This window comes from Cerasibacillus terrae (assembly GCF_008039555.1).
Classification (GTDB): domain Bacteria; phylum Bacillota; class Bacilli; order Bacillales; family Amphibacillaceae; genus Cerasibacillus; species Cerasibacillus terrae.
The window spans coordinates 347968-373638 of record NZ_VDUW01000001.1 but is presented as its reverse complement, the minus strand read 5'-3'; the positions used below and the strand labels follow the sequence as shown (position 1 = coordinate 373638).

Annotated in this window: 27 protein-coding genes; 6 read left to right on the top strand and 21 right to left on the bottom strand. The window is 33.4% G+C overall.

Annotated elements, in window-relative coordinates; genetic code table 11:
- Positions 1–163: 163 nt before the first annotated feature.
- The 3 genes from parC to FHP05_RS01840 all read right to left on the bottom strand — a co-directional run bounded on the left by parC (position 164) and on the right by FHP05_RS01840 (position 5364).
- On the bottom strand, positions 164–2617 hold the full coding sequence (gene parC / locus FHP05_RS01850; protein ID WP_147665523.1) for a DNA topoisomerase IV subunit A: 2454 nt from the start codon (positions 2615–2617) through the stop codon (positions 164–166).
- Between the two features lie 31 nt (positions 2618–2648).
- Positions 2649–4601: a DNA topoisomerase IV subunit B gene (parE, locus tag FHP05_RS01845; RefSeq protein ID WP_147665521.1), complete on the bottom strand. Its 1953-nt coding sequence runs from the start codon at positions 4599–4601 to the stop codon at positions 2649–2651.
- Positions 4602–4947: 346 nt separating this feature from the next.
- Positions 4948–5364, bottom strand: coding sequence for a CoA-binding protein (locus FHP05_RS01840; RefSeq protein WP_147665519.1), 417 nt, complete (start codon positions 5362–5364; stop codon positions 4948–4950).
- Positions 5365–5590: 226 nt separating this feature from the next.
- Here FHP05_RS01840 and plsY point away from each other — a divergent pair, with 226 nt between their 5' ends.
- The 4 genes from plsY (at position 5591) to FHP05_RS01820 (ending at position 7750) form a co-directional block, all read left to right on the top strand.
- Positions 5591–6172: a glycerol-3-phosphate 1-O-acyltransferase PlsY gene (plsY, locus tag FHP05_RS01835; protein ID WP_147665517.1), complete on the top strand. Its 582-nt coding sequence runs from the start codon at positions 5591–5593 to the stop codon at positions 6170–6172.
- A 102-nt stretch (positions 6173–6274) separates the two neighbouring features.
- Positions 6275–7213 (top strand): GTP cyclohydrolase FolE2, encoded by a 939-nt coding sequence (gene folE2, locus FHP05_RS01830; RefSeq protein WP_147665515.1) that lies wholly within the window; start codon positions 6275–6277, stop codon positions 7211–7213.
- The gene (gene yidD / locus FHP05_RS01825) at positions 7210–7479 is read left to right on the top strand and encodes a membrane protein insertion efficiency factor YidD (protein WP_147665513.1); all 270 of its coding nucleotides are present in this window, start codon (positions 7210–7212) and stop codon (positions 7477–7479) included. Before folE2 ends, yidD begins: the two co-directional genes overlap by 4 nt.
- Complete coding sequence (locus FHP05_RS01820; protein WP_147665511.1) at positions 7460–7750, top strand: HesB/YadR/YfhF family protein; 291 nt, start codon at positions 7460–7462, stop codon at positions 7748–7750. Before yidD ends, FHP05_RS01820 begins: the two co-directional genes overlap by 20 nt.
- A 71-nt stretch (positions 7751–7821) precedes the next feature.
- On the opposite strand, the gene FHP05_RS01815 is transcribed toward FHP05_RS01820, so the two are convergent.
- From FHP05_RS01815 to FHP05_RS01795, 5 genes are all read right to left on the bottom strand, one after another.
- Positions 7822–8253, bottom strand: coding sequence for an acyl-CoA thioesterase (locus tag FHP05_RS01815; protein ID WP_147665510.1), 432 nt, complete (start codon positions 8251–8253; stop codon positions 7822–7824).
- Between the two features lie 272 nt (positions 8254–8525).
- Complete coding sequence (gene tlp / locus FHP05_RS01810; protein WP_230973903.1) at positions 8526–8765, bottom strand: small acid-soluble spore protein Tlp; 240 nt, start codon at positions 8763–8765, stop codon at positions 8526–8528.
- A gap of 223 nt (positions 8766–8988) precedes the next feature.
- Entirely contained in the window at positions 8989–9561 is a 573-nt protein-coding gene (locus tag FHP05_RS01805) for a peroxiredoxin family protein (protein WP_147665508.1), read from the bottom strand.
- Between the two features lie 143 nt (positions 9562–9704).
- Entirely contained in the window at positions 9705–12407 is a 2703-nt protein-coding gene (gene acnA, locus FHP05_RS01800) for an aconitate hydratase AcnA (RefSeq protein ID WP_147665507.1), read from the bottom strand.
- A 288-nt stretch (positions 12408–12695) separates the two neighbouring features.
- Positions 12696–13811 (bottom strand): PAS domain-containing sensor histidine kinase, encoded by a 1116-nt coding sequence (locus FHP05_RS01795; RefSeq protein ID WP_191126198.1) that lies wholly within the window; start codon positions 13809–13811, stop codon positions 12696–12698.
- Between the two features lie 205 nt (positions 13812–14016).
- On the opposite strand from FHP05_RS01795, the gene FHP05_RS01790 reads away from it, so the two are divergent.
- Entirely contained in the window at positions 14017–14502 is a 486-nt protein-coding gene (locus tag FHP05_RS01790) for a DUF2621 family protein (RefSeq protein WP_147665503.1), read from the top strand.
- Between the two features lie 49 nt (positions 14503–14551).
- Here the strand turns inward: FHP05_RS01790 and FHP05_RS01785 are convergent, their stop codons facing one another.
- The 9 genes from FHP05_RS01785 to FHP05_RS01745 all read right to left on the bottom strand — a co-directional run bounded on the left by FHP05_RS01785 (position 14552) and on the right by FHP05_RS01745 (position 20801).
- On the bottom strand, positions 14552–15046 hold the full coding sequence (locus FHP05_RS01785) for a CcdC family protein (protein WP_147665501.1): 495 nt from the start codon (positions 15044–15046) through the stop codon (positions 14552–14554).
- A gap of 30 nt (positions 15047–15076) precedes the next feature.
- Positions 15077–15433, bottom strand: a complete 357-nt coding sequence (locus FHP05_RS01780) for a response regulator (RefSeq protein ID WP_147665499.1) — start codon at positions 15431–15433, stop codon at positions 15077–15079.
- A gap of 31 nt (positions 15434–15464) precedes the next feature.
- A complete protein-coding gene (locus FHP05_RS01775; protein WP_147665497.1) occupies positions 15465–15902 on the bottom strand; it encodes a Na(+)/H(+) antiporter subunit B in 438 nt (145 codons plus the stop codon).
- Between the two features lie 81 nt (positions 15903–15983).
- Positions 15984–16688, bottom strand: a complete 705-nt coding sequence (locus FHP05_RS01770) for a cytochrome c biogenesis CcdA family protein (protein ID WP_147665495.1) — start codon at positions 16686–16688, stop codon at positions 15984–15986.
- A 139-nt stretch (positions 16689–16827) separates the two neighbouring features.
- Positions 16828–17049, bottom strand: coding sequence for a YneF family protein (locus tag FHP05_RS01765; protein WP_147665494.1), 222 nt, complete (start codon positions 17047–17049; stop codon positions 16828–16830).
- A gap of 45 nt (positions 17050–17094) precedes the next feature.
- Positions 17095–17556, bottom strand: coding sequence for a sporulation inhibitor of replication protein SirA (gene sirA / locus FHP05_RS01760; RefSeq protein ID WP_147665492.1), 462 nt, complete (start codon positions 17554–17556; stop codon positions 17095–17097).
- Between the two features lie 132 nt (positions 17557–17688).
- Positions 17689–19695, bottom strand: coding sequence for a transketolase (gene tkt, locus FHP05_RS01755; protein WP_147665491.1), 2007 nt, complete (start codon positions 19693–19695; stop codon positions 17689–17691).
- Positions 19696–19802: 107 nt separating this feature from the next.
- Positions 19803–20036, bottom strand: coding sequence for a DUF896 domain-containing protein (locus FHP05_RS01750; protein WP_147665489.1), 234 nt, complete (start codon positions 20034–20036; stop codon positions 19803–19805).
- A gap of 126 nt (positions 20037–20162) precedes the next feature.
- Positions 20163–20801: a YneB family resolvase-like protein gene (locus FHP05_RS01745; RefSeq protein ID WP_147665488.1), complete on the bottom strand. Its 639-nt coding sequence runs from the start codon at positions 20799–20801 to the stop codon at positions 20163–20165.
- Positions 20802–21072: 271 nt separating this feature from the next.
- On the opposite strand from FHP05_RS01745, the gene lexA reads away from it, so the two are divergent.
- Positions 21073–21696 (top strand): transcriptional repressor LexA, encoded by a 624-nt coding sequence (lexA, locus tag FHP05_RS01740; protein WP_147665486.1) that lies wholly within the window; start codon positions 21073–21075, stop codon positions 21694–21696.
- A 137-nt stretch (positions 21697–21833) separates the two neighbouring features.
- On the opposite strand, the gene FHP05_RS01735 is transcribed toward lexA, so the two are convergent.
- From FHP05_RS01735 to hfq, 4 genes are all read right to left on the bottom strand, one after another.
- Complete coding sequence (locus FHP05_RS01735; protein ID WP_147665485.1) at positions 21834–23090, bottom strand: methionine gamma-lyase family protein; 1257 nt, start codon at positions 23088–23090, stop codon at positions 21834–21836.
- Positions 23087–24331, bottom strand: a complete 1245-nt coding sequence (hflX, locus tag FHP05_RS01730; RefSeq protein ID WP_147665483.1) for a GTPase HflX — start codon at positions 24329–24331, stop codon at positions 23087–23089. Before hflX ends, FHP05_RS01735 begins: the two co-directional genes overlap by 4 nt.
- Positions 24332–24415: 84 nt before the next feature.
- Positions 24416–25339 (bottom strand): stage V sporulation protein K, encoded by a 924-nt coding sequence (gene spoVK / locus FHP05_RS01725; protein WP_147665481.1) that lies wholly within the window; start codon positions 25337–25339, stop codon positions 24416–24418.
- Positions 25340–25440: 101 nt separating this feature from the next.
- Positions 25441–25659: an RNA chaperone Hfq gene (hfq, locus tag FHP05_RS01720; protein ID WP_147665479.1), complete on the bottom strand. Its 219-nt coding sequence runs from the start codon at positions 25657–25659 to the stop codon at positions 25441–25443.
- Positions 25660–25671: the final 12 nt, after the last annotated feature.

Genomic DNA, 25671 nt, shown 5'->3' with positions numbered 1-25671 from the left:
TAAATAATGTATGTCCCTTCATTTATCTGGATAATATTTATATGCTGCTGAACTGAAGTTTAAATATAAAGGTGAAGAATGGTAAGTGAAAGCACTATTCTATCATGAAATCCGACTACCTATAAAGAAAAAAGACAGTTCCAAATTTAGAACTGTCTTACTTTCAATTATTTTCAATTTCACGAAATGGTTGTTCATATATTGCCTTTTTCCACACATGTGAGACTTCACCGTCATGATCGCTATCAATTATGAAGGATCCATTACTATAACGATCACTAATGGAAAATCCTAATGGCTCAATGGTATGTTGTTGCCCTTCTGTTGTTCGGAAGCATATTTTCTCCTCGTTTGTTACCATGAAGAATCCACGTAAGCGATGTGGTTTATTTTTTAATTCACGAAGCATGATAGACCCACGACGTGCACGATTTGATTTCTCAAACTGATTTAATTTCATGCGTTTACATGCACCACGCTGTGTGATTGCTATTAAATTTACTTTTTCCTCTTCTGTAAACACTTGTCCACTGATTACTTTTTCATTTGTTTTTAAATCAATAGATTTAACACCTGAAGCACGAATACCAATTGGTTTTAGTTCGGATTCATGAAACCATAAACCATAGCCCACATTTGAGGCAATAAACACTTCCTTATTTCCATCAGTTTGTAATACCTGAATGACCTGATCACCTTCATTTAATTTGATAGCAATTAGAGGTCGTGTATATGTCTTTGCTTCATAGTCTTTCAATTTACTCTTTTTAATCATTCCATTTTCTGTTATGAAAATAAGATAGTGGTTATCATCAAATTGTCTTATTGGGATACATTGAATAATAAATTCATCCTGTTCAAGAGTAACAAGATTGGAGATGTGCTGACCAATATCTTTCCAGCGTATATCAGGTAATTTATGGACAGGTAAATATAAATAGTTTCCTCTATTCGTAAATAAAAGAATGTCATCTGTTGTATTCATTTCAATCATTGAAATTAAATGATCATCATCCTTTATTGCAAAGCCTTTCCCATTTGAGGCAGTATAAGAGCGTAAGCTGGTGCGTTTAATATAGCCATCTCTTGTTACAGAAACAAGAACATCTTCACTAGCAACCGTCACCTCAATACCGATTGTTATTTCCTCAATTTCTTTTTCAATCGTTGTTTGTCTTGGTGTTTTATATGTCTTCTTCATAGAACGTAAGTCTTTTTTAATGTTCTGGTACAATTTTTTTTCATCATTTAAAATGGCTTCATATTGGTTAATTTTTTTCTGTAATTCTTCCATTTCCTTTTCTAATGACAAAATATCTGTATTTGTTAAACGATATAATTGTAACATTACGATTGCTTCAGCTTGTTGTTCAGTAAAACCAAATTTGGCAATAATGTTTTCTTTTGCGTCCCGTTTATTCTTAGATGCACGAATTGTTTCAATTAATTTATCTAAAATAGATATTGCCTTTATAAGACCTTCTACTATATGGGCACGTTCCTTTGATTTTTTTAAGTCGAAAGCGGTTTGTCTTGTAAAAACTTCCTTTTGATGATCAATATAAGCATCTAATAATTGTGGTAATGAAAGTAGTTTTGGTGTTTTATTCTGTATTGCAACCATATTGAAATGATAGGTTACTTGCAAATCTGTATTTTTATATAAATAATTCAAAATCCCTTCACTATCGACATCTTTTCGTAATTCAATTACAATACGAAGTCCCGTACGATCAGTTTCATCACGTACTTCAGCAATGCCTTCTACTTTCCGGTCGAGGCGTAATTCATCGATTTTTTTTACTAGATTTGCTTTATTGACATCGTAAGGGATTTCGTCGATAATAATTTGTTCACGATTTCCTCTAACAGGCTCGATTTTTGCTTTTCCCCGTACGACGACTTTCCCTTTTCCTGTTTCATAAGCCTTTTTTATTCCATCAATACCTTGAATAATACCTCCAGTAGGGAAATCAGGACCTTGCATAACAGTCATTAGCTTGTCTACATTTACATCTGGTTTATCAATTTTCATAATCACAGCATCAATTACTTCTGCTAAATTATGTGGTGGGATATCTGTTGCATAACCTGCTGAAATTCCTGTTGACCCATTTACTAGTAAATTGGGGAATTTAGCAGGTAACACAGTTGGTTCTTTTGTTGTATCATCGAAGTTAGGAATAAAGTCCACTGTATCTTTATGAATTTCTCTCAACAGTTCAGAGGCAATCTGTGATAACCTTGTCTCTGTATAACGCATCGCAGCAGGTGGATCACCATCCATACTACCGTTATTCCCGTGCATCTCAATTAAATTATTGCGCATTTTCCAATTTTGACTAAGCCGAACCATTGCATCATAAACAGATGTATCACCATGTGGATGATAGTTCCCAATTACGGTTCCCACTGTTTTAGCAGCTTTTCGATAATTCTTATCATGTGTATTATTTTCCTCGAACATTGCATATAAAATTCTTCGTTGTACTGGTTTTAGTCCATCTCTGGCATCTGGTAATGCTCTATCCTGGATAATATATTTACTGTATCTTCCAAAACGATCACTAATTACTTCCTCTAAAGAAAGGTCTAAGTACTTTTCTGTTTGTGTCAATCGATATCCCCCCTAAAATATTTCTTCGCGATCACGTATGGATATTTTCATTTTCTAAAATACTTTCATCATCTTCTAACCCAAATTCAACATTATTTTCAATCCATTTCCGTCTTGGTGCCACTTTATTCCCCATTAATGTTGTTACTCTTCTTTCTGCACGAGCTAAATCATCAATCGTTACACGGATTAATGTTCTTGATTCAGGGTTCATCGTTGTTTCCCATAATTGTTCTGCATTCATTTCCCCAAGACCTTTGTAGCGCTGAATAGAGTAGCCATTTTTGAATTTTTTTACGGCATCATCTAGACCAGCTTCATCCCAGGCATAAATTATCTCTTCTTTTTTTCCTTTTCCCTTTGCAATTTTATAAAGTGGTGGTAAGGCGATATATACTTGACCATTTTCCATCAATGGTCGCATATACCGGTAAAAAAAGGTTAATAATAAAACTTGAATATGTGCCCCATCTGTATCTGCATCTGTCATGATAATAACCTTATCATATTGCACATCATCCAATTCAAAATCGCTACCGACACCAGCTCCTATTGTATGGATAATCGTTGAAATTTCCTCATTTTTAAAAATATCTTCTAGTTTTGCTTTCTCTGTATTAACTACTTTTCCTCGAAGTGGCAAAATCGCCTGAAACTTACGATCCCTACCTTGTTTTGCAGATCCACCTGCTGAATCTCCCTCCACAAGGTAAAGCTCATTTCTATTTGGATTTCTTGATTGTGCAGGTGTTAATTTTCCACTTAAAAGACTATCTCTTCTTTTTCGCTTTTTGCCAGTTCGCGCATCTTCCCTTGCTTTACGTGCTGCTTCTCTGGCTTCACGGGCTTTTGCTGCCTTTTTAATTAGTAATTGAGATATTGTTGGGTTTTCTTCCAGAAAAAAGGATAATTGCTCTGAAACAATTGCATCTACTGCAGATCTTGCCTCAGATGTTCCTAATTTCCCTTTCGTCTGCCCTTCGAATTGCAATTTTTCTTCCGGAATTCTCACAGATACGATTGCTGTTAATCCCTCACGAATATCTGTACCTTCTAAGTTTTTATCTTTTTCTTTTAATATACCTAATTTCCTTGCATGGTCATTGAAACTTCTTGTTATGGCAGCACGTGCTCCTGATTCATGTGTTCCACCATCTTTTGTTCGGACATGGTTTACAAATGAAAGCATATTCTCTACATAACCGTCATTAAATTGAAAGGCAAATTCAGTTTCAATTTCTTCATGTTTACCTTCAAAAGAAATCACTTCATGAAGAACATCTTTTCCTTCATTTAAATATTCAACAAAGGCGTTAATTCCATCTGGATAGTGGAAGATTTCCTTTTCATCAGTGCGTAAATCAGAAAAATGGATTTTTAACCCTTTTAATAAAAATGCTGCTTCTCTCAATCTTTCTGTAATGGTTTCCGCATGAAAAGTGGTTGCAGAAAATATCGATGAATCTGGCTTAAAATGAATGGTTGTCCCTTTCTTTCGAGTACTTCCTTTATTTTCTGGAGGAGCAACTGGTTTACCACCATTTTCAAACCGTTGAAAATAGCTGACGCCCTCACGGCATGTTGTAACCTCCATCCACTCGGATAAAGCATTTACTACGGAGGCTCCGACTCCATGTAACCCACCACTTGTTTTATATCCACCTTGACCGAATTTCCCACCAGCATGTAACACGGTGAATATTACTTCCAGTGTTGGCTTCCCTGAGCGATGCATCCCAGCTGGAATCCCTCTACCTTGGTCTTCAATAGATACACTATTATCTTTATGTATAGTAACTTGAATGACATCACCGAAACCCGCTAATGCCTCATCAACCGCATTATCTACAATTTCAAAAACAAGGTGATGTAATCCCCTTGTATCTGTACTTCCTACATACATACCAGGCCTTTTACGGACTGCATCTAAACCTTCTAAAACTTGGATAGATTCATCAGAATAGTTTAATGGTGCTTTTTTCAATTCTGTTCGACCCCTTTCAAACACTAGCTAAAAATACATACCAATCATCATAATAGAACAAACGTTTGTTAATGTAAAATGCTTTACTAATGATAAACTCATGTATAAGCATGTTTTAGTATACTATAAATATTTTTCAATTTATAGATGAAGTATATAATTCGAAGGTTTTTGTAAAGAAAAAGGATGACAATTTGCCATCCTTTCCTATAGAAAATATTTATTTAACGCCCAATTATTTTAGGACTATCCAGTCATATCTTCAAACTTTCGAACTGTTAAATCTAATGACATCGAGGAATCTTTACTATATTTAAGAATGAAATAAATCTTATGAATGAGTTTCTTATTTCACCAATACAGCATGAGCAACCTTAATACACATATCCATGATAACAGTAAAATCATGTTCTTTTAAATAATGATAGGCATCTTCATTTACAACACCCTGTTGTGCCCAAAACACTTTACTATTCGTCTTTATAGCATCTTTTGCTATTTCCGGTAAAAATTCTGATCTTCTAAATACATTAATAATATCAATTTTCACATCAATCTCTGCTAAGGAAGCATAAGCTTTTTCACCTAAAACTTTATCAACTGCAGGGTTAACTGGAATAATACGGTAGCCGGCATCCTGCATTGCTTTTGCAATTTGGTAGGATGTACGTTCAGGTTTATTTGATAAACCAACAACAGCAATTGTCTTAGCTTGTTTTAACATTTCTCTTATTTCATTATTGGATGGATTCTGCCATGACATATATATAATACCTCCCCATTTTTATAGTTTCTATACACTATGTTACCATATGATTTCATTACGTGTAAGAAAGATGAAAAGAAGAATTCCACTATTAGAAATCGTTCTTCAAAAAGGAGTATTTCTTTAAAAAGGAAAATGATGTTTATTTTCTAGCTCTTTTCATGGTAAAATAAGCATAATCATTATATTTAATGTAATATTTTTATGAAAGTAGGAATATTTTATGGAATATGTTATTTTTTGCTTTTTGGCATATTTATTAGGTTCCATTCCATCTGCTATTATTGTGGGTAAGTTAGGCTATAATATAGACATTCGTAATCATGGAAGCGGAAACATGGGGGCTACGAATACATTTCGGGTGTTAGGTATTAAAGCCGGCATCCTAGTTATGGTTGCAGATATTTTAAAAGGAACAATTGCTACTCTGCTTCCTTTATTATTTGATGCTGATGTTTACCGATTACTGGTTGGTATCTTCGCAGTTTTAGGCCATACATATCCTTTATTTGCAAAATTTAAAGGCGGAAAAGCAGTTGCAACCTCAGGTGGAATTATATTAGGTATTAATCCAATTCTCTTTATTATCATGGTATCATCATTTTTCATTACACTTTATCTATCTAAATATGTATCCCTTTCATCAATGATTACGGGTATTATAACGATTATTGTTACGATTATTATGAAGGATGTCGGTTTAATAATTGTAACATCATTATTAACGATATTTGTTTTTTATAGGCATCGTGAAAATATTACTAGAATTAAGAATAAAACCGAACCCAAGATTACTTGGATGTAGAAAAACACTGTTTTAATACTTTGATATAGTTTGTTTGAATAAACATCATCTTTTCAGTATACTTACATTGACTTATTATTTAAAATAGAAAGGGACCTTGGAATGGATAAATTCAAGTTCAACAATCATTTAAAACAGTTACCAAGTAAACAGGAACGGTTAAAATTATTTGGTTCTGTAAGCCCTGGGCCCAAAACCAAGCCCGTTAATAAATGTGACATGAAAGACTTACAAAATGTACAAAAAGACTTTTTATTTAAATTAGATCAAGTAGGAATTGATCGTGTGAAACATCCTGTAACAGTTATAAGCAAAACACATCCAAATGAACAAACAACAATCGCAAATTTCACTTTTACTTCTGCTATCAAACAAACAAGTAAAGGTACAAATATGAGTCGATTCATGGAACAATTAAACAACTATCATAAAAAAGGTTTCATTGCAGATTTTACGACATTAAAAACATTTACAAAAGAATTAGCTTCTCGTTTAAAACAAGAAGATGCAACCATATCGGTAGGATTTCCGTGGTTTTTTGAAAGACGTGGCCCTCAATCCAATTTACCTGGTCTAAATCATGCTGATATAGAAATGACAACTACATATCATAAAACAAATGGTTTTTCTATTTCTGCTTCTCTAACGGCATCCATTACTACATTATGTCCATGTTCAAAAGAAATAAGTGAGTATAGTGCGCATAATCAAAGAGGACATGTAACGATGGATGTTCAGTTCATGGAGCACTATGATGAAGGAGAAATGGATTGGAAGCTGGAACTATTGGAAGCTGCAGAAAGTAATGCAAGTGCAAGACTACATCCTGTTTTGAAACGTCCAGATGAAAAAATGGTTACCGAACAAGCATATGAAAACCCGCGTTTTGTAGAAGATGTTGTCCGACTAGTGGCTGCTGATTTATATGAAATGGACTTTATTCGTGCATTTAAAGTAACTTGTCGAAATGAAGAATCCATTCACATGCACGATGCAATAGCTTCCTTAAGTTTTGATAAACTTAAGGAAGTGGGGTCATGAAATACCTACTCATTAAGTTAATCGAAATATATCAAAAAGTAATTAGTCCATTAAAACCTCCTACCTGTCGATTCTATCCATCTTGTTCATCCTATAGCTTAGAAGCAATTAAGCGATTTGGAGCGATAAAAGGTGGATTCTTAGCAATAAAAAGAATTAGTAAATGCCACCCGTTTCACCCTGGAGGAGTAGATTTTGTTCCAGAAAAAGAAAAGAAAAGATCTAGCACCAAAGGAGTTGTTCCACATGAACATTCAAGTAAATAATATGGCAGCTAAATGGTATAAAGAAGAATTAGATATGGAAAACAGTAGTTTCCTACGATATTTTGTAAGATATGGTGGAAAAGGACATATACCTGGATTTTCTTTAGGAATTAAACAAGAGAGTCCAGAATATATCCATACTTCTGTTAAGGTAAATGGAATTACATTTTTTATAGAAGAAAGTGATAAATGGTATTTCGATGGTGTTGATTTACTTGTTGATTTCGACACTAAGCTAAACGAACCAGTTTTCACTTATCAACCAAATTAATAATAGACTAAATGAAAAGCAGGCGTCATTTTCGCCTGCTTTTTGTTTAATTAACTTACCAAACAAACATCTTAGTTATTTCTTTCTTTGTTCAATGCATTTACATATGCTTCATGCCAATCTGGAAAGGCTTTTTTTACTGGAAATGGTCGGAATGTTTCCTTTTTCACAATGACGTGTTGTGTTTTACCAGTTACTGCAATTTCACCATTTTCTTTTAAAATCTGGTATGCGTATACCGTTCGTAAACCATCATAGTGATCAAGCCAAGTTTCAACAATTGCCTTTTCCCCATATCGTACCGGTTTTTTATAGGAAATAGTTACATCAGTAACTGGAGAAAGGAAATCTTGTTTTTCCATATCTGCATAATGAAATCCTAATGTTTCGATAAACTTTGTCCGGCCAATTTCAAACCAAACAAGATAATTCGCATGATAAACAACTCCCATTTGATCTGTTTCCTGGTATCTTACCTCGATTGGTGTCTTTGTTTTTATCATAGAAACCCTCCTCAATCCCAATTATTTCTAGTTTATCATAAAGTGAAACTTTAATCAGTTGGGATTTCATCTCGCACTGATTGTAAGCACTACAAATATATGACCTAACACGTTTTACCTGATGATGGAATCCCCAAGTTACTATTGAATTGGCTTATAGCTAGTTAATCTACGAAAATGTTGGGATGAAGAATGATTTTTTATGATATTCGTTACCACTATTAAAAAGATATTATTTGATGAAAACCACCCTCATATGAGGGTGGTTTTCTTTATTGCTGCTCGTCATGTGTATGTTCGTCTTTTATTTCTTCACGCATACCTTCTATTGCAGCTTTTCTGCGTTTGTTTTTGGCGATTATTTGTTCACGTTGTTCACCAGTTAAGTTTTCAAGTGTTTCTTCAGATGCATGGATATTTTGAATTGTATCCTGAACCATATTTTGCAACTTTTCTACATTATCACTACGATCATCTGGTTTTGGCTGATTTCTATACATATTATCACTCATAAAATTCCTCCTATCTTATTATTATCCCCCTTATTTTTTCCATATATGTGAAGGATATACTGTTATAAAGTGAAACTTCAATCAACAGGAATTCTTTCATCGCCCACTAATAATTTTTGATTCCCGCGAATTATTGAAGAAGGAGACTTACAGTCAGTTAATCTGCAATAAAATAAAAAAGCATCATTCCGTGCAAACAACGGAAAATGCTTTTATTTTTGTTTTATTCTAATGAGTTCATCATTTCAACCATATATTCATACGTCATTGGACCGATTTTTCTTTCTTGTTGGATAACACCGTCTGTTCCAATAAAGTATGTAGTAGGTAATGCAATAGCCTTATATGTTTCTCCTCCGATTTCAGAGTCTTTATCAAAGAGAATAGGAAAGGTGAATCCGTTTTCTTCAATAAATTGTTGCGCATTTTTTGGGCTTTTCTCTGATGTATTAACTGCTAAAATTTCAATATCTTTATGATGTTTTTCATAGAACGTTTGCATCTCAGGCATTTCTTTTTTACATGGTGGACACCAAGATGCCCAGAAATTTAAAATCACCTTTTTACCTTTTAAATCAGATAGTTTTACCTTTTCCCCATCTAGGTTTTCTAGTTCGAAATCAGGAGCAACTTCTCCTACAGCTATGCCACCTGCCTCTTCAGACATAATGACTCCACCGTTATCCGTTTGTTGTGCAACCTGATTTTTTTCATCATTTGGTTTATTAAATGTAGAGTATAAGAATATGCCGATTAAAACAACAATTAATGATACCCCTATTATGCGTTTATTCATGATCTATGCTCCTTAAAAATAATAATACCTATCTATTATTGTATGTTTGTTAGGGCATAGAGTAAAGTGATTTCAATATTGTTCAAAAATTTGTCTTAAATAGTAAAAACTCCTACACCATAAAGATGTAGGAGTTTCGATTATTATCCGTGAAGTTTATTTCTAAGTACCATTTGTAAAATACCACCATGACGGTAGTAATCCATTTCAACATCACTGTCGAAACGAACAACTGCTTTGAATTCTGTTTTCTTTCCATTTTCGTCTACTGCCGTAACATTTACGAGGTCATGTGGTTTAACATTTTCGTCAATTTCAACGTTAAATGTTTCTTTACCAGTTAAACCAAGTTTGTCTGCATTTTGGCCATTTTCAAATTGAAGTGGGAGAACACCCATCATTACTAGGTTGGAACGGTGAATACGCTCATAGCTCTCAGCAATAACCGTTTTAACGCCTAATAAGTCTGTACCTTTTGCAGCCCAGTCACGAGAAGAACCCATTCCATAATCTTTACCAGCAACTACAACAAGACCTGTTTCGTTCTCTTGGTATTTCATTGCCGCATCATATATAGGCATTACTTCTTCTGTTGGCCAATATGTTGTGTAGCCACCTTCTGTACCAGGAGCAATTTGATTTCGAATACGAATATTCGCAAATGTACCACGCATCATTACCTCGTGGTTACCACGACGTGAACCATATGAGTTAAAGTTACGAGGTGATACATTTTTATCCTGCAAATACTTACCAGCTGGCATATCTTTTGCGATTGCTCCTGCTGGTGAAATATGGTCAGTTGTTACAGAGTCACCAAATTTACCAAGTACACGTAGTTCATTTAAAGGTTCAATTTTACCAGGCTCTTTTGTTAGTCCTTCAAAGAATGGTGGGTTTTGAATATATGTTGATTCACTATCCCATTCAAATAATGGTTCATCTGTTGTTTGAATTGCATTCCATTTTTCATTATTTTCGAATACTGTTTCATATTCTTTACGGAAGATTTCTGGTACAACAACAGATTCTACTGCTGATTTAATATCTTGCATGGTTGGCCAAATGTCCTTTAGATAAACTTCTTCGCCATCAGCATTTGTACCTAAAGCATCATTTGTTAGGTCAATATCTACCGTACCAGCTAGAGCATATGCTACAACTAGAGGTGGTGAAGCTAAATAATTAGCTTTTACTTGTGGGTGAATACGTCCTTCAAAGTTACGGTTACCTGATAACACAGATGTTACAGTTAAGTCATTTTCTGCAACTGCTTCTTCAATTTCTGGACGCAATGGACCGGAGTTACCAATACATGTAGTACATCCATATCCAACTGTATTAAAGCCAAGTTTGTTTAGATATTCTGTTAGTCCAGCATCTTCTAAATAACGAGTAACTACTTTAGATCCTGGAGCTAGGGAAGTTTTTACAAACTCTGGCACTTCAAGCCCCTTTTCGACAGCATTTTTCGCTAGTAAACCAGCACCAAGCATAACATATGGGTTAGATGTGTTTGTACAAGAAGTAATCGCTGCAATTGCTACAGCACCAGTTTCCATTTGAGATTGTTTACCATTTAGATGGTTAATGGTTACCTTTTTATCAAATTCTGATTTATCTAATCCAAGTCCTTGGTTACCTTGTGGTGCTGTAACTGCCTTCTTGAATTCACTTTGCATTTGTGATAGTGGAATTAAATCCTGTGGACGTTTTGGTCCAGATAGGTTTGGTTCCAAGTCAGATAAGTTAATTTCAACTACTTCTGTGTATTCAGGATCTACTTGATCTGCTGAGTACCATAAGTTGTTTGCTTTACAATATGTTTCAACTAATTCAATTTGTTCTTCACTACGTCCAGTTAAACGAAGATAGCTTAATACTTCTTCATCTACAGGGAAGAAACCACAAGTAGCTCCATATTCAGGTGCCATATTGGAAATAGTAGCACGGTCTGCTAGTGGCATATCTTTTAAAGCCGGTCCAAAATATTCAACAAATTTACCGACAACATTTTGTTCACGTAATACTTGAGTTACTTTTAAAGCAAGGTCTGTTGCAGTTGTACCTTGTGGAAAGCTCCCAGTAAATTTAACACCAATAACTTCAGGTTGAGGGAAATAAGATGGCTGACCAAGCATTCCTGCTTCAGCTTCAATTCCACCAACACCCCATCCAAGTACACCTAAACCATTAATCATAGTTGTATGTGAGTCTGTTCCAACTAGTGTATCTGGGAATGCATCATATTCGCCTGCTTCATTTTCAACGCCATGTACAACATTAGCAAGGTATTCTAAGTTAACTTGGTGCACAATTCCTGTTGCTGGTGGAACTGCACGATAGTTTTTAAATGCCTTTTGTGCCCAATGTAAAAATTCATAGCGCTCAGCATTTCGTTCAAATTCTAATTCCATATTTGCTTGTAAAGCATTTGGTGTACCATATTCATCAACTTGTACAGAGTGGTCAATAACAAGATCTACTGGTACTTCTGGGTTAATACTATCTGGCTTTCCACCCATATCAACCATTGCTTTACGTAATGAAGCTAAATCAACAACAGCTGGAACACCAGTAAAGTCTTGTAAAATAACACGGGATGGTTTGAATGGAACGTCAACACCTTTTCCATCTTTAGTACCCCATTTTGCCAAACCTTCAACATGTTCATCACTAATTACATGTCCATCATACTGTCTTAGTAACGATTCTAAAAGAACACGAATGGAATAAGGTAAACGCGAAACATTACCAATATTCGCATCTTCAAGTGCTTTGAGTTGGTAATAATTATACTTTTTACCATTTAACTCAAATTGTTTTTTTGCATCAATTTTCGTCATTTAACTTTTACCCCTCTCTTACGATAAAATGAAACTACATAAAAAGAGAAAGAATAGATTTTCTACCATATGAATACGCATGAATACGAAAATCTTGTTCCTTCTATTTTTTACCCCAAGGAAACTTAACTATGTGTTAGCTATCATCCCCTATTAATATATTAAATGAAACTAGCACATAAAACAAATGATTCATGTTTAGATACCTATATTAAAAACTTATTTATAATGATAAGTTTATCTTATATATCTTATTGTATAAATGAAAATATAATAATACCTTATAATCTATCGTTTTAACAATGGAAGTATTATTCTAAATGTACTTCCTTTATCCTTGTTTTGGAAATAGGTAATTGTACCCTGATGGCGCGTTATTATTTCTTTACAAATTACTAAGCCTAATCCAGTTCCATTTTCTTTTGTTGTAAAGAAAGCTTCTTCCAGTCGTTGAATTTGGTCATCATCTATTCCAATACCTTCGTCAATAACATCTATTCTCACTTCATCACAGATAACGCTTACAATAATGTGGATAGTTCCTTGATTATCCATTGCTTCAATGGCATTTTTAATTATATTAATAAAAACTTGTTTTATTTCAGATTTATTACCTTTTATATGAATATTTTCGGCCTTCTCTGTATCCAACTCAATTATAATATTTTTTAATTTTGCTTCTGGTCTTAATAATTCAATTACTTCTAAAAGCATGGTAATGATACTTTCCTCTTTTTGTATATTATTTGATATTGGCTTTGATATATAAAGTAATTCTGATGTAATTGCTTCCATTTTCTTGATTTCTTCAACCATAATATCAAAATATACATCTTTTTCTTTAACTCCTGATTGAAGTAACTGAAGAAACCCTTTTAAAGAAGTTAAAGGATTCCGTATTTCGTGTGCGATTCCAGTCGCTAATTTACCAGCAATAGACATTTTTTCTGAATAACTAATTAACCTTTGAACTTCTTTTTTAGCTGATATATCTTTGATAAAACCAATATAATATTCTTTTTTTGTTTGTGTATCTCGATGTTTTATAATTGTTACATGACACCATATATAGTGGCCATTTAATTGGGGGATTTGAGATTCAATTTGATATTCTTTATTGTTTGGATTCATTATATTTTTTAAAATAATATTCGCATCTTCTTTGTTTAAAAATTTCCTCCAAGACCAGTTGACTATATCAGAAGGATGATATCCTAAAATCCTTTGCACGGCATTTGATATGTATAGAAGTTTTCCGCTTTTATCCCAAATGGAGATAATATCATTCGTATAATCTTTAATCCAGTCTTTAATTACTTCATTAAATGGGATATTATTCAACGAAAGATTCTCATCCGTAACTACATTTTTTTCTGGATGAGTAAATAATTTTTCTTTTTTCATCATCATACCCCCTTTCGATTTAATTGTATGTACTTGTTTATCTACTTGTATCCAATTATAATAGAATTACTCATTACAATATATATGTGTTTCCATTTTTAAACAGTTATTAATAGTAATATACTACAAATAACATAATAAATAAACACAAATTAATAAATATTATGGATATTAGGTATTTTTTGTCAATTAAGAGGGTGATAAAATGTCAGTATTAATGGATTATTTCATCATTTTTTGGGGTTTTTTAATGATTGGTACGATGGCTATTGGTGGATTTTTTATGTTTCGTAAATTTCTGAAACAGCTTCCGAAACAGGATGGTAAATCCGATATGGATTGGGAAATTTATTATATGGATAAAACAAAACATATGTGGAAACAAGAGGAAAAAGACTTTCTCGAAGATCTAGTATCTCCTGTTCCTGAATTGTTTAGGGATGTAGCTAGACATAAAATCGCGAGTAAAATTGGTGAAATTGCTTTAAAGCAAAACAAACAAAAAATTTCACGAGATAATGTTATCGAGGGGTATATTATTGCTACCCCAAAACGAGATCATCGTTTTTTACGAAAAAAACTAGCAGAGAAACATATCGATACCTCCCCATACGAGCCGTTATTTCAGGCCTCGAAGGCCGACTATGAGGAAAACTGGCAGGACCGTTATAAAAACAAATCAAACACATAAAAAGGCGCCTTTCCTTATGAAGGCGCCTTTTTATGTACATTTCAAAATCTTAGTCAGAAATGTAACGTTGGTGTGTTGTTGTATATAGTTTTTTTTCTAGTTTTTTAAACTTAATAAGCATTGCTATTCTCCAAGAAGCTATCATCCCAAATGCTAATAAAAAGAACATACCACTTGTTTCACCTAATGATATTTTACTTCCTAAATAAGTTTTCGCCCCAACACGGACAGCTAATAATCCAAATAAAATAAAAACAAATGCTTTTGATGGAATTAAAAAGATAGCATTATCTTTTATCTCAAATTTTGAAGTCTTAATTAAAAGAAAAGAAAAGACGACTCCGACACATAATGCTTCAATAACCTGTGACCATTGCACCCGAAATACAGGGAAAATAAACATCAATGCCCCAGTACTCATAAAGATAGGCGGTAAAATAATCTTTTTTACAGAAGCAGGCTCCTTGGAGGCTTTTAAACGAACAAAAATCATTGTTGTTGCCATAAATAAAGCAACTATAGAACTTGCAATAACCCAAAACATATAATCCACTCTCTTCAATACAACGTCTCTCTATAATACGTGGTGAAGTGTTTCTAATACACGATTCTCATCAAAAGGCTTTATAATAAAGTCCAGTGCACCAGCTTCAATTGCACTAACAATAACCTTATGTTGGCCCATTGCTGAACAAATAATAATTTTAGCTTGTTTATTTTGTTTCATAATTTGCTTTGTTGCTTCAACACCATTCATTAAAGGCATTGTAATATCCATTAGAACAAGGTCTGGTTGATATTCTTCATACAATCTAACTGCCTCAACACCATTCTTGGCTTCTCCAACAATATCGTAATCATGTTTTTTTAATATGTTTTTTAGTGTCATACGAATAAATTTCGCATCATCAACGATTAAGACCCTTGCCATTATATTTGTTTCCTCCATTTACAAAAGACATTTAGTCAACTATTTTTTTGTCATTTGCTATACTCAGAATAATGGTAATAGTCGATCCTAATACTGTAAAATACACACCTAAATCAAATAACATAGCCGTCGCTAACTCAATTTCACCATATAGCGGAAGCTCAACTGTTCCAAATGTGTGTGTTAAAAAAGGAACTCCAAAAAGAAATGAACCAGCACCAGTCAGAATAGCTATTACTAAACCAATTGGTATAAGTAATCGATAATTAATTGGTAAAATTTCATCAACACTATTTTTCCCGTAGGCCATATACAGAAGGATAATGGATGCTGAAGTGACTAAACCACCAACAAAACCACCACCTGGAGAATTATGACCTGCTAATAATAAATAAATAGCAAAGCCTAGCAAAATAAATGAAATTAATGAAGTTGTCGTACGCAAAATGAGATTGTTTGGCTTATACATAATATTAAAACGTTCCTCTCTCTTCATAAAACCCATAATATAACATATAGTTTACCATAGATTCTTCTATTTTAAAATGTATCAAAATCCTGAAAATCCAAATAAGCTTGATAAATATGACGTTAATTTCGTCATCCAGTCAAAAAATAAAGCAACCCCCATAAAAATCATAATATAGCCGCCGATTTTCACGAATAATTGACTGTGATTCCTGATCCATTTCATTTTACCAATAAAGAATGAAAGAATAAGGAATGGCAAAGAAAATCCTAATACATAACTAATCATCATAATCATTCCTAATTGTGGTTCTGATGCTGCTAGTGAAAGAACAATTGCCAAAATAGGTCCTGTACATGGAGTCCAACCTAAAGAGAAAGCCATCCCTATAATAAATGAACCAACAAAACCAGCAGGTCTATTTTTAAAAGTTATCTTTTTATCTTTCATCAGAAATTCAAAATTAAAAATTCCAACAATAACTAAACCAAAAAACACGATAAGAATTGCACCAATTTGCCTAATTAAATCTTGATATGTTAATAAAAACTCAGAAATGGCAGATGTTGCAAACCCAAGCATGATAAAAATACTTGAAAATCCTAGTAAAAAGAACACTGTATGTAATAAGCTTTTTTTATTAAGCATTTTATTGTCGTCTCTAAGTTCAGACACACTCATTCCAGTAATATAAGATAAGAAAGCGGGATATAGTGGTAGTACGCAAGGCGAAATAAAAGATAAGAACCCTGCTCCAAATGCAATAAAAATATTTATTTCTGACATCATTGTTTCACTCCTAAGGGATTGTTGTCCTCATTTTACCAAAAAGCATGAGAAATACCTAGCGTATGATTCTGACAAATGAGTGACTCTTTACGTGAAAAATCCTTTTACAACAAATTGTAAAAGGATTTTAAAAGCGTTATTTGTCCATTTGACTGTTCATCGCACGCATCATTTGATTGATTTTCTTCTGCGATGGTTTTTGCCCCATCTGCATCATTAATGTACGTAGCATTTGCTCATTGATTGGTGGATTTTCTTTCAAATATTTCATCATATATCTTTTTGCAATAAAAAATCCGAGAGCAACACCAGCAACTAATGCTGCAATTACTAATAATACAACCCAATACCAACTCATTTAAAGATTTCCTCCTTCGTGTTGTCCCTAGTACAGTATAGTTGATTAATACTGGGAATACAATACTTCATTTATATTTTTTTTCCTATATTTAGAAGTAGCTGAAGATACCCACCCAAAATTATTATGATTTATACCTACGATAAAAAAATAAGGATAAAATAATCGCAAAATCGGAAACAATAGATATTCAGCATCTTCTAATGTCTGACACTGAAATTCTATATATTTTTCATAATTATGTAAAGTAATATATGTAGATGCTGTGCCAATTTTAATTTGGTTGTTCTGAATATTGATATACGTATCCTCTTTTTGATTTGTGCTTAGATGCGATAAAAATAAGGTAATTGGAATTTTTTTTGTAATATATTGAAACTGTAATGCTAAGTCTTCACGTTCTTGATATTTATGATATGTTTTAATAAAACGATATAAAAGATCATTCTTATAGTAAAAATGCTGTGCTATTTTCTCTTGAATCCAATAAATATAGTAGACTTTCATAATAATCTCCTCCTCTATATTTGTTTTCTAGTATACAAGATAGAGGAGGATTAAACTGTCAATTCCTGTTGCAAAGAACAACTAGTTTTGTCGAATGTAAATGTATGATTTTGTTTTGATAATTGTCTTTATTTACTGTTTCACTAACTTTTCAACCTTACTAACTACATTATCGACTGTAAAACCATATTCTTCCATTACTTTTTCACCATTAGCTGATGCTCCAAATGTATTAATTCCCATAATAATTCCTTCATTGCCAGTATATTTTTCCCATCCTAATGGAGAGCCCATTTCAATTGCAACACGATGTGTAACATTTTCAGGAAGGATTTCGTTTTTATATGCTTTTTCTTGCTTGTCGAAACGATCCCATGAAGGCATACTTACAACAGATACATCGATATCTTTACTTTTTAATTTCTTTTGTGCCTTAATTGCTAATTGCACTTCCGACCCTGTAGCAAGTAATAAAGCATCTGGGATATCTTTTCCTGCCTTCGAAATAACGTATGCGCCACGTTTTACTCCTTCATATGCCTTTTCTTTTGTGCCATCCAATGTTGGTAGATTTTGCCTTGTAAGTACTAACACGGTTGGTTGAGTTGTTGATTCTAAAGCTAGCCTCCAAGCAGCCTGTGTTTCATTACCATCTGCAGGTCTAATTACAGATAGATTTGGCATTGCTCGTAAAGATGCTAGTTGTTCAATTGGTTCATGTGTTGGTCCATCTTCACCAACAGCTATGGAATCATGTGTAAATACGTAAGTAACAGGTGTATGCATAATGGCTGACATACGGATGGCTGGACGTAAATAGTCACTGAAAACAAAGAATGTCCCTCCATATACTCTTACACCACCATGAAGAGCCATACCATTTAATGCTGCGCCCATCGCATGTTCTCTTACACCAAACCATATATTTCTACCTGCATAATTTTGAGTGGAGAAATCACTTTCATTTTCAATCATGGTCTTATTAGAACTTGCTAAGTCAGCACTTCCACCTATAAAATATGGGATATGTTCTGCTATTTCATTTAATATTTTCCCAGAAGATGCTCGAGTTGCTAGTGTATCCTCATTAGGCTCAAATGTTGATAATTGTTTTTCCCAGTTCTCTGGTAGCTTTCCATTAATAGCTAGTTTTAATTGTTCTGCTTCTTGTGGATAATTTGTTTCATATTGAGAAAATAGATGTTCCCATTCTTTTTCTGCTTGTTGTCCATGATCCATAATTTTCTCTTTGAAATCAGTATATACTTCTTCAGGGACACAAAATGGTTCGTGATCCCATTCATAATATTCTTTTGTTAATTTCACCTCATCTGTTCCTAATGGAGCTCCATGTGATGCAGATGATGCTGATTTATTAGGGGAACCATAACCGATGACTGTTTTTACTTCAATTAATGTAGGTTGTTCTTTGTTATTTTTTGCTTTTTGAAGAGCATCTTTTATTTCTTCTAAATCATTTCCATCTTCAACTCGTAAAACTTGCCATCCATATGCTTCGAAGCGCTTTTGTGTATTTTCTGAAAATGCTTGATTTAAATCACCATCTAGAGAGATATCATTAGAATCATATAGGGCTATTAATTTGTTTAGCTTTAAATGGCCTGCTAGTGATGCAGCTTCATGTGAAATTCCTTCCATTAAATCCCCATCACTAACAAGTGCGTATGTATAGTGATCTATAATAGATAAATCATCTTTATTATATTTATCAGCCAAATGAGCTTCAGCCATCGCCATTCCAACAGACATTGCAATACCTTGTCCTAAAGGTCCAGTCGTTGCTTCCACTCCATCTGTATCTAATACCTCAGGATGACCTGGGGTATTAGAGCCCCATTTTCGAAAGTTTTTTAAATCATCCATGGATACATTGTAGCCAGATAAATGTAATAAACCATATAAAAGCATAGACCCATGCCCAGCAGATAAAACAAATCGATCCCGATTAAACCATTTAGAGTTTTTAGGATTATGATTCATAAACTCCGTCCATAGTACATATGCCATTGGCGCAGCACCCATCGGTAAACCTGGATGACCTGAGTTTGCATTTTCAATGGCATCAATTGCTAATGTTCGCAAAGAATTTACAGAAAGCTTTTCAATATTAGTCACCATATACAAGCCCCTTCCTTTTATTTATATCAGATTTATAATTATACTTTTATCTTATAATGAAATGGCTAGCTTCACAAGTAAATTCATTGTTTCATTATTAGAGCTTGTTAATGTTTCTTATTTCTCTCTTGTAAATCACGAACCTTTTTAGGGGTCACATCTTTTCCTTCAGGATCAACTACGGTCATTGTTTTGAACTGATTCTTAAAGGATTTACGTATATTTTGAAGATATTCTTCTCTCAATTGTTTTTGTTCTTTCTTTTCTTCGTCTGTCAATCCATCTATTTTTGCCTTTCTTGCTAATTGATTAATCCTATTTAACTTTTCTTTCGTTAGCATTATAATCCTCCCTCACTAATTGACTTCACTAATTTACTACAGTGTTTGAATAAACAAAAATATAATAAAAAGCAAGAACATTAGACTGTCCTTGCTTTTTTATCATAGACATATATGAATAACCAATCAAGTATTTTGGTATTCTTGATACCTCCGATGTACTGTTGCTTTTGAGACATCATAACCTAATCCTTTTAATGTATATGCTATTTCCTCAAAAGTTAAATTCTTATTACGAAGGTTAATAACTTCTTCAATCGGGAATGATTTACGTTCACGGCCCGGCGATTTTGTTCGATTAGATAAGTTTTTTGTTGGATCAAACCCACTACTGATTGCTTTTTTCATACCCCTTTTTATTTTAGCATTATGTATTTTACGCTGATATTCCTCTACAATACCAACAATTTGCATAACCATGGAATCTGCTTCTGATATTTCTAGTTTTCCATCATGGATTGCTGTATAAATTGTAATATTCAATTTTGATAATTGATGAAATAAAGCTATCTTTGTATTTCCTCTTCCTAGTCTTGTTTCATCTTGTATGAGTAAGCAATCTGCTTCTTTATTTGCAAATGATTCTAGAACTTTAAATATACCTTCTCTCTCTATTTCATACCCACTTGCCTGCTCTGTTACTACATCAATAATATCCATATTGTATCGGTTTGCAAGTTGTCTTAATTCAGTTTGTTGACGTTTTAAGGATGTTTCCTGTGTTTTCTTTTTCGTACTAACACGACAATATATAATAGCTTTCATTTAAAAATCTCCTAGAAAAAAGTTTAAGAAGTTATTAAAGAAAAATATAAAAAGATTAATGACATTATAAAAACTATAACATAGATCATATCTGTTCGGAATAATTTACCAAACATACTTCTCAGCTCCTTTCAACATAAGAACGAATGTTCGTATTTAAGTATAACAGAACATAAGTTCTTGTCAACTAAAATTAGAACGAATGTTTGCTTTAATTATGTATAAATGGTAAACTATCATTAATCAATCCTATGTGTGAGGTGAATACATAATGACTAAATTATCTAAAAGACAGGCGGCAATTTTAGATTTTATAAAGCACGAAGTACAAACAAAAGGTTATCCACCATCTGTTCGTGAGATTGCGGAAGCTGTCGGCCTAGCATCGAGTTCAACCGTTCATGGTCACCTCTCCCGGTTAGAAGGGAAAGGATACATACGAAGAGACCCAACAAAACCCCGTGCCATAGAGATACTAGACCAATCTGAAGAGAATGATATTCCAAAGGATGAAGCACGCTATGCCCCTGTAATTGGTAAAGTTACAGCCGGGATTCCTATTACCGCTATAGAGAATATTGAAGAATTTATTCCAATTCCAAACTCTTCAACAAATCCAGATGATAAATTATTTGTCCTCATCATTGATGGAGATAGTATGATAGAAGCTGGAATACTAGATGGAGATAAAGTGATTGTAAAACAACAACATACTGCATTAAATGGGGAAATTGTAGTAGCAATGACAGATGATAATGAAGCAACTGTAAAAAGGTTCTATAAAGAAAAGAACTATATTCGCCTACAACCAGAAAATGCTACAATGGAGCCATTAATCTATGATAATGTTACCATCTTAGGAAAAGTGATTGGGTTATATCGAAAAATACAATAAGAATTACTCTAGAAATAAAAACAGCCCTATTTTACCAAAGCTTCTAATCTTTAAAAATAAGTAAGATTTTTATTTATCTACTTATTTTTAAAGATACTTAGTGGTAAATAGGGCTTATTTTTATATAGTATTTTACTTTATGAATTGGAGGATATATTCAGTAATCCTTCCTCTAACATGCTTCTAACTGATTCTGTGATAGCAATTTTAACATGTGTATATGTAAGGCCACCCTGTACATATACTGTATAAGGTTCTCGAATTGGACCATCTGCAGATAATTCGATACTTGACCCTTGAATAAATGATCCTGCAGCCATAATCACTTCATCCTCATATCCTGGCATTTCGCTTGGAACTGGTAAAACATAAGCATCTACTGGAGAATTCTTCTGAATCATTTGGCAAAATTTAATCATTTGCTCGCTTGTTTCAAAAGTAACAGATTGGATCAAATCTGTACGTTTTACTTGATAGGAAGGAGTTGTGGCAAATCCCATTAACTCTAAGAAACGTGATGTGAATATTGCTCCTTTTAATGCCTCCCCTACAATATGTGGAGCAAGGAAAAAACCTTGAAACATTTCTTGTAACATATTAAAGGTAGCACCCATTTCTCCTCCTAATCCCGGTGCTGTCAAACGGTTGGCACATTTTTCTATCAAGTTTTCTTTACCGACAATATAACCTCCTGCTCGAACAATACCACCACCAGGGTTTTTAATTAATGATCCTGCCATAATATCAACACCTACATGTGTAGGTTCTATTTCTTCAGCAAATTCTCCATAACAATTATCAACGAAAACTATTAGTTCAGGATTGATTGTCTTTACAAAATCAGTCATTTCTTTTATTTCTTGCACGAAAAAAGACGGGCGATGATCATATCCTTTTGATCGTTGAATACCTATTACTTTTGTTTTATCATGAATGGCACTTTTAATTCCATCATAATTAATGGTTCCATTTTTTTGTAAGGGAACTTCATTGTAATGAATCCCAAATTCTTTTAACGAACCAGAAAAAGAAGTATCACCCCTACCAATAACACCCTCTAACGTATCATATGGTTTACCAGTAATATATAACAATTCGTCACCTGGGCGTAAAAGTCCAAATAAGGCGGTGGAAATAGTATGTGTGCCAGAAACAAAATGAGGTCTAACAATTGCAGCTTCTGCACCAAAAACATCAGCATAGACCTGATCTAATACTTCCCGCCCCATATCATTATATCCATAGCCACTGGTTGATTGGAAATGGTTATCACTCACCCGATTATTACGAAAGGCTTCTAGGACACGTTTTTGATTTTTCTCTACTATTTCATTTATTTTTTGATGTTCAGTGTGAATATCTGTTTCTGCCTGTTGTATCATTTTGTCTATCATTTATCTCTTTCTCCTTTAAATCTGTTTAATGGATGATTTTTACGTAAAAAACCAGAAATCACATAATGATTATGTTCTGGATCAAAATGCTTCTCTTCAATAATTGCTTCATGTGTCAGTTGAAAAAGAATATTTCCTTGATCTGGCTCTAAAACAATTGTGAATGGTTCCCAGATTTGTTTAAGTACTTCTTCAATCTTTAATAGAAGCATTTGAAGATCTTTTTTATCTAATGCACTAATTTTACAAGAAGGATGGTGCATCGGTATTAATTCTTCTTTTAATAAATCTTTTTTATTATAAACTGTAAGTGTTGGAATCGTGTCGGCAGTTAATTCCTTTAAATGTTCAAGAACTGTATCTTGTTGGCTTTCCATATTTGGATGGGAACCATCAATAACATGCAAAATAAAATCAGCTTCAGTTACTTCTTCTAATGTAGATCTAAATGCTGCAATTAATGTTGTTGGCAAATCTTGAATAAATCCAACGGTATCAGTTATTAAAACCTTCAATCCAGATGGAAGCAAAATTTGCCTTGTAAGGGGATCAAGAGTCGCAAACAACTTATCTTCTCCTAATGAACCACTATCTGTTAATCGATTAAATAAGGTTGATTTTCCTGCATTTGTATATCCAACAATTGCTATCTGAAAAACATCATTTTGCTTTCGTCTTTTCCGATATAGTTCACGCTGCTGTACAGCTGTTTTTAATCTTCTTTTAATATCATCGATTCTCTGCCTTATATAACGCTGCTCTGTTTCGAGCTTTGTTTCACCTGGGCCTCTTGTACCAATTCCACCTCCAAGTCGAGACAATTCTATTCCCCGTCCTCTTAGTCTTGGCAAATTATATTCTAATTGAGCAAGCTCTACCTGTAGTTTCCCTTCTTTTGTTTTTGCTCTACTTGCAAAAATGTCTAAAATAAGTTGACTTCTATCAATTACCCGAATTCCTAAATCATTTTCTAAATTACGTAATTGCCCTGCCGAAAGTTCGTCATTGGAAATGACCAAATCAATACCCAATGAAACGATTTCTAATTTTATTTCCTTTAATTTTCCAGTGCCGATATAAAAAGCTGGATGTATTCGTGAGCGATTTTGTGTAATTACCTTTCTCACTGTACCTCCAGCAGTTTTGGATAGTGAAATTAATTCATTTACAGATGTTTGAAATTTTTCATCAGTATCATCTGGACGTTTAACAGCAATAATTAAAATATCTTCTTTTGGCATAGATGCCTACCTCTTTCTATCCATAGTCGAAAGACTTCTCGTGATGTTATCATAGCAAAAATAGATAAGAACTACAAAAAGGAATCATTTAAGGTCGTGAAATATTATATCTTCCTCTGTAATATAAATTAAATCATCCATCGTCCAATCGGTGTGATACAAAAGCCTTACAGCATGATTACGAATGGCGCATTCAATGACATTACGAACAAAACGTCCATTTGAAAAATTCTTTCGTTCTTCATCAATCTGCTTTGAAAGTAAAATTTTTAATTTCCATGCTGCTTCTTTTGTTAGTTTATATTCTCTATCAGTAACCATTTTTTTTGCGATTTCCATTAATTGATTTATATTATAGTTAGGGAAATCCAAAATAAATGGAAATCGAGACTTCAATCCAGGGTTTAGCGTTAGAAATTGTTCCATCTCGTTTGGATAGCCAGCAAGAATTAATACAAAATCTTGTTGATGATCTTCCATATGTTTTACTAATGTATCAATCGCTTCTTTCCCAAAGTCTTTTTCCCCACCACGTGCTAATGAATAAGCTTCATCGATAAATAATATGCCTCCTAAGGATTTTTGAATAATGGCACGGGTTTTTTGAGCAGTTTGACCAATATATTCTCCAACAAGGTCAGCACGTTCTGCTTCAATTAAATGACCTTTAGATAATAGATTTAAGCTTTGATAAATTTTTGCTAGTTTTCTGGCTACTGTTGTTTTACCTGTACCCGGATTTCCTTTAAATAACATATGAAGTACTTGTTTTTGACAGTGTAGACCAGATTCACTTCGTTTCTTATTAATGATAATTGTTGCATAAATTTCTTGAATTTTTTCTTTCAATGCAGACATACCAACAATTGAAGAAAAGGCCTCATCAATATGGGAAAAAGGGTTCTTTTTAAATAGGTGGTTACGTTCATTCAAGTGATTCGTAACCTTATGATTATCTAAAATAATATTAATCTGCCCATTTTTATTATTCGTTATTTTGGTAGTCAATTCATCACCCCTAATCACAATATTATACGTTTTATAGGTTATTTTGTGACAAAGGCCTAATTAAAAAACGCAGACACTAATTTGTGTCCGCGTTTATGTATTTAATCTAATTTAATATTTTTTATTGGAACAAATGTAGAGATTGCATGTTTGAAAATTAATTGCTGTTTTCCATCTGTTTCTAATAAAATAGTAAAATTATCGAAAGCTTTTATTACACCTCTTAATTGAAATCCATTAGTTAAAAACACCGTGACCAAAATATGGTCCTTTCGCAAAGTGTTTAAATATTGGTCTTGAAAGTTCCCGGTTTGCGCCATTTTATAAGTCCT